We start from the raw sequence: 4,806 nt of genomic DNA on the forward strand, positions 1-4,806 counted from the left end.
CATTCCAGTGGCCTTAAGCAAATCCGAGGGAATTGGCTCTGTCTGGATCCTGGTCCAGTTATCCGATGCCCACCTGTACATACAGGTCCTCGGGAATCATACCACCGAACGGTTGCTACGGGCCCGTCACACCCACCGCCCAGATTGCAATTGCGCTAGCCTCAGCGCCGCTGCACCGGACGCCGCCGGTCATCGACCCGCACCGGAATCGCCATATACTCGCGCGTCATCACGCGCTGACGATGCCCGCCACGCGGCTCGTCGTCGTCATCATCCTTCATCCGCATCACGGCAATGGCGAACTGCACCCCGGCGAACACGATCCCGTTCGACACCCAGAGAATGATCACCGCCAAGAGGCCCTTGTCGGAATGGGTGACTAGATGCCAGAGGTTCGCGATATCGAACCACAGCAGCATCGCAACAAAGACTGCGGCAATGCCAAAGCCGATGGCAACCTGCGTGATATAGAGGCGGACGAGCTTGGGCATGAAACGACTCCCTTGATCTGGGATAGGAATCTACGCCTTTGACACAGGAATACAAGCCACCCCCCTGCGGCGCTTTCACCGGGCGGGCGTCATCTGGTCAAAAATACCTCGAGGGTTTGGGGGCTGGCCCCCAATTTGTGCAGCCCGCAGATCAAAACGCCTCGGGCCGCGCCTCACGCGCCATGTGGTCGAGCACGGCATTGACGAATTTCGATTCCTTGCCGTCGGGATAGAACGCCTTGGCGACATCGACATATTCCATGATCACCACCTTGGGCGGCGTGTCGGATTGCACCAATTCCGCCCCCGCCGCGCGAAAGAGCGCCCGCAGCGTGGGATCAATCCGCCCGATCGGCCATTTCGCCACCAGCGCGCGGTCGGTCATCTGGTCGATCTTGGCCTGCCAGTTCACCGCATCGTCGAGCAGCTTGCGAAAGAGATCGACATCGCCCTCGGCCATGTCCACGCCGTCGTCGACCTCGGCCCCGAACCGGAATTCCAGAAACTCCTCGCGCACCACGTCAGAGGTTTGGCCGGAATGTTCCATCTGAAAAAGCGCCTGCACCGCATAGAGGCGGGCGGCGGATTTCATCTGGCGTTTGCGGTTGCCAGAGAGGGCGGGATCGGTGGTCATGCGGTGGGTGTGCCTTTTGTCTGACCCGCGATCTGGATTTCTTCGGTCGCGGGCTTGAATCCCACACCTTTGCGCGGGCCGCCCCATTTACGGGCGAGCGCCACCAGATGCAAGGCCGCCGCCGCCGCCCCTGCGCCTTTGTTCATGGCTTTGGGATCGGCGCGCACCTCGGCTTGGGCGCGGTTTTCCACCGTCAGGATACCGTTGCCGATGCACAGCCCCTGCAACCCCAAGAGCGTGATACCGCGCGAGCTGTCATTGCAGACGGTGTCGTAATGCGTGGTCTCGCCCCGGATCACACATCCCAGCCCGACATAGGCGTCGAAATTGGCCATGCGTTCCGCGATGCCGATGGCAGTGGGGATTTCCAGCGCGCCGGGCACTTCGGCGATTTCATAGGTGCCGCCCGTGGCCTCGATCTCGGCGGTGGCCCCGGCAATCAGATTGTCGGCGATGTCGCGGTAGAACGGCGCCACCACGATCAAGAGCTTGACGGGCTTGTCAAACTCCGCGCGCGGCAAGGTATACTCATGCTCGGCCATGCTCTTACTCCTCACTCAAGGGGCGGGTGCCGGTGATCGAAATGCCATAGGCATCCAGTCCCAGATAGCGGGTTTTCGGGCTGTCGGTCAGCAGGATCAATTCGCGAATCCCCATGGTCGACATGATCTGCGCCCCGAGACCGGTGTGCTTGATGGTGCGCGGCGCGTCCTCATCCTCCATCTCGCCCGCCAGCTTGGGCCGGGGCTGGCGGAAGAGGAACACGGCACCACGTCCCTCGCGGGCAATGATTTCCATCGCGCGCGGCAGCTTGCCTGTGGGCCCATGGGCGCGTTTGCTCAGGCCGATGCCCAGCACATCCTCGAGCGCGTTGAGCGCATGGGTACGCGCCAGCACGGGGCGTCCATCGGTCACATCGCCCTTGATCAGCACGACATGCTCGGTCTGGGTGATCTGATCCGCAAAGATCCGCATCTCCCACTCGCCCCCATGGCTAGAGGTCACAGTGTCCCGGCGCACCTCGGTGATGAGGTTGTCATGCTTGTGCCGATAAGCGATGAGATCGGAAATCGTGCCGATCTTGAGATCATGCTTGGCGGCAAACTCGATGAGGTCGGGCAGCCGCGCCATGCTGCCATCCTCCTTCATGATCTCGCAAATCACACCCGAGGGGTTCAGCCCTGCCAGCCGCGCGATATCCACCGCCGCTTCGGTATGGCCCGCGCGCACCAGCACGCCACCGCGCCGCGCGCGCAAGGGAAAGACGTGCCCCGGCGTGGCAATCGCCGCCATGGTGTTCTGCTCATTGATCGCGGTCGCAATGGTCAGCGCGCGGTCGGCGGCGGAAATGCCGGTGCTCACCCCCTCGCGCGCCTCGATGGACACGGTAAAGGCGGTCTCATGGCGCGAGGAATTGTTGACCGCCATCAGCGGCAATCCCAGCCGGTCGATCCGCTCGGCGGTCATCGGCAGGCAGATAAGGCCGCGCCCATGCGTGGCCATGAAATTCACCGCCTCAGGCGTGGCGAATTCGGCGGCAATCACCAAATCGCCCTCGTTCTCGCGGTCCTCATGGTCCACGAGAATGAACATCCGGCCCTTGCGCGCCTCGTTGATGATCTCTTCGGTGGGCGCAATCGCATGGCGCAGATCGGCCTCGACGGGGCCGGGTTTCTCGAACGGAACGGTGTCGGACATGGGCGCGCCCTCCGGGGTGTTTCAACCCGGACCGGATACCGCAGCCGCGCGGCAATGGCCAGAGGGGATCAACCCCGCCCCCCTGCGCGATTTCTCGCTGGCCAAGGTGCAGACGCCGCGCCATCCTGCCCCAAGGCCTGTTGAGGAGACCACGATGACACTTGCCCGCCGCGCTTGGGTGCCCAGCCTTTGCGAAGACCTGATCCAGACCCTTGCCACCCGCACCGCGCTTGAGGACGCGAGCGCAATCGCCACGCGCATCGAGGCGCTGGCGCATGACAACCGCCGCATCCACGAGGCCCAGTGTTTCAACCTCAACCCCGCCACCAATGTGATGAACCCGCGCGCCGAGGCGCTTCTCGCCTCTGGCATCGGATCGCGCCCGTCGCTGGGCTATCCGGGCGACAAATACGAAATGGGGCTTGAGGCAATCGAGGAGATCGAGGTCATCGCCGCGGAACTGGCGGCCGAGGTGTTCGGCGCGAAATATGCCGAAATCCGCGTGCCCTCGGGCGCGATTGCCAATCTCTACGCCTTCATGGCCACCTGCCAACCCGGCGACACGATCATCGCGCCCCCTGCCAGCATCGGCGGGCATGTGACCCATCACGCGCCGGGCTGTGCCGGGCTCTATGGCTTGCGCATCCTCGCGGCCCCGGTCCATGCCGATGGCTACACGGTCGATGTGGCCGGGCTGCGCGCCTTGGCCGAGGCCGAGCGCCCCCGGCTCATCACGCTTGGCGCCAGCCTCAACCTACAGGAACACCCCGTGCGCGAGGTTCGCGCGATTGCCGATGACGTGGGCGCACATCTGCTCTTTGACGCGGCGCATCAATGCGGGATCATCGCGGGCGGCGCATGGAAGAACCCGCTCGATGAGGGCGCGCATCTGTTGACGATGAGCACCTATAAAAGCCTTGGTGGACCCGCCGGTGGTCTCATTGTCACCAATGAGGCGGATCTGGCGCAAGCGCTCGACGCCATCGCCTTTCCGGGGCTTACCGCCAATTTCGATGCGGCAAAATCGGCGGCGCTGGCGGTGACGCTCTTGGATTGGCGCACGCATGGGCGCGCCTATGCCGCGCAGATGATCGCGCTTGCGCAGGCACTGGCAAGGGCGCTGGAGGCGGAGGGTCTGCCGGTCTTCAAGGCCGGGGGTATCGCTACGGCCTCGCACCAATTCGCCATCGCGGCGGCGGGATTTGGCGGCGGTCAGGCCGCCTCCAAAACCCTGCGCCGCGCGGGGTTCCTCGCCTGTGGCATTGGCCTGCCTCTGCCCGCCGTGGCTGGGGATATGAACGGGCTCAGGATCGGCACGCCGGAATTGGTCCGCTGGGGGGTCACGCCAGAGCATGCGCCGCGCATGGCGGCGCTCATTGCGCGGGCGCTGCGGGGTAATGACCCGGACGCGCTGCGCCCCGAGGTGTCAGACTGGCGTCAGAGCTTTGACCGGCTGCATTACATCACCTGAACCGCTTCAGTGCAGCTTCTTGCGAATCCGCTGCACCATCCACCACACAAGGGCGATGACCGGCAGGGTGGCGGCAGCGGTGACGCTGCCCTTGCTCACCCCCAACGCATCGGCCAGCGGATAGAGCAGGTAGCCCGCGAGCGACACCGCGTAATAGCTGATCGCCACGACCGATAGACCCTCAACCGTCTTTTGCAGCCGGAGTTGCAGATCAGCGCGCTTGTCCATGCTCTCCAACAGCGCCTGATTCTGGGCGCTGCGTTCCACATCCACCCGCGTGCGCAGCAACTCGCCCGCGCGCATCGCCCGGTCGGCCATCGCGGCCAGCCGGTCCTTGGTGGCGCGCACCGTGCGCATCGCCGGATCATAGCGGCGCATCATGAATTCCGCGAATGTCTGACGCCCCTCAAAGCGCTCTTCGCGCAAGACCGCAATCCGCTGGTTCACGATCTGCTCATAGGCCGCCGTCGCCCCAAACCGGAACGAGGATTGCGCCACCAGCGCCTCCAGTT

At 64.3% G+C, this 4,806-nt stretch carries 6 protein-coding genes; 1 reads left to right on the forward strand and 5 read right to left on the reverse strand.

Annotated features, from left to right (window positions below):
- Positions 1–161: 161 nt before the first annotated feature.
- The 4 genes from KBT70_RS03110 to ribB all read right to left on the reverse strand — a co-directional run bounded on the left by KBT70_RS03110 (position 162) and on the right by ribB (position 2,823).
- Entirely contained in the window at positions 162–491 is a 330-nt protein-coding gene (locus KBT70_RS03110; RefSeq protein WP_296628663.1) for a hypothetical protein, read from the reverse strand.
- 151 nt (positions 492–642) lie between these two features.
- The gene (gene nusB / locus KBT70_RS03115) at positions 643–1,125 is read right to left on the reverse strand and encodes a transcription antitermination factor NusB (RefSeq protein ID WP_296628665.1); all 483 of its coding nucleotides are present in this window, start codon (positions 1,123–1,125) and stop codon (positions 643–645) included.
- Positions 1,122–1,667 carry a 6,7-dimethyl-8-ribityllumazine synthase gene (locus tag KBT70_RS03120; protein WP_296628667.1) on the reverse strand — a complete coding sequence of 182 codons (546 nt, stop codon included), beginning with the start codon at positions 1,665–1,667 and terminating at the stop codon, positions 1,122–1,124. The genes nusB and KBT70_RS03120 overlap by 4 nt, the downstream gene beginning before the upstream one ends.
- A 4-nt stretch (positions 1,668–1,671) precedes the next feature.
- Positions 1,672–2,823, reverse strand: coding sequence for a 3,4-dihydroxy-2-butanone-4-phosphate synthase (ribB, locus tag KBT70_RS03125; RefSeq protein ID WP_296628669.1), 1,152 nt, complete (start codon positions 2,821–2,823; stop codon positions 1,672–1,674).
- Positions 2,824–2,977: 154 nt separating this feature from the next.
- Between ribB and KBT70_RS03130 the strand changes: the two genes are divergently transcribed.
- Complete coding sequence (locus tag KBT70_RS03130) at positions 2,978–4,294, forward strand: aminotransferase class I/II-fold pyridoxal phosphate-dependent enzyme (RefSeq protein WP_296628673.1); 1,317 nt, start codon at positions 2,978–2,980, stop codon at positions 4,292–4,294.
- 6 nt (positions 4,295–4,300) lie between these two features.
- Here KBT70_RS03130 and KBT70_RS03135 read toward each other — a convergent pair.
- Positions 4,301–4,806 (reverse strand): DUF3422 family protein (locus tag KBT70_RS03135; protein WP_296628671.1); only part of this gene is annotated, 506 nt, incomplete at its 5' end.

Source organism: Roseovarius sp. (assembly GCF_018066915.1).
In the GTDB taxonomy this organism is placed as follows: domain Bacteria; phylum Pseudomonadota; class Alphaproteobacteria; order Rhodobacterales; family Rhodobacteraceae; genus Roseovarius.

Excerpts from the sequence above, each read along its gene's own strand:
- KBT70_RS03110 (WP_296628663.1), bottom strand. The coding sequence starts at position 491 with ATGCCCAAGCTCGTCCGCCTCTATATCACGCAGGTTGCCATCGGCTTT.
- nusB (WP_296628665.1), bottom strand. The coding sequence starts at position 1,125 with ATGACCACCGATCCCGCCCTCTCTGGCAACCGCAAACGCCAGATGAAA.
- KBT70_RS03120 (WP_296628667.1), bottom strand. The coding sequence starts at position 1,667 with ATGGCCGAGCATGAGTATACCTTGCCGCGCGCGGAGTTTGACAAGCCC.
- ribB (WP_296628669.1), bottom strand. The coding sequence starts at position 2,823 with ATGTCCGACACCGTTCCGTTCGAGAAACCCGGCCCCGTCGAGGCCGAT.
- KBT70_RS03130 (WP_296628673.1), top strand. The coding sequence starts at position 2,978 with ATGACACTTGCCCGCCGCGCTTGGGTGCCCAGCCTTTGCGAAGACCTG.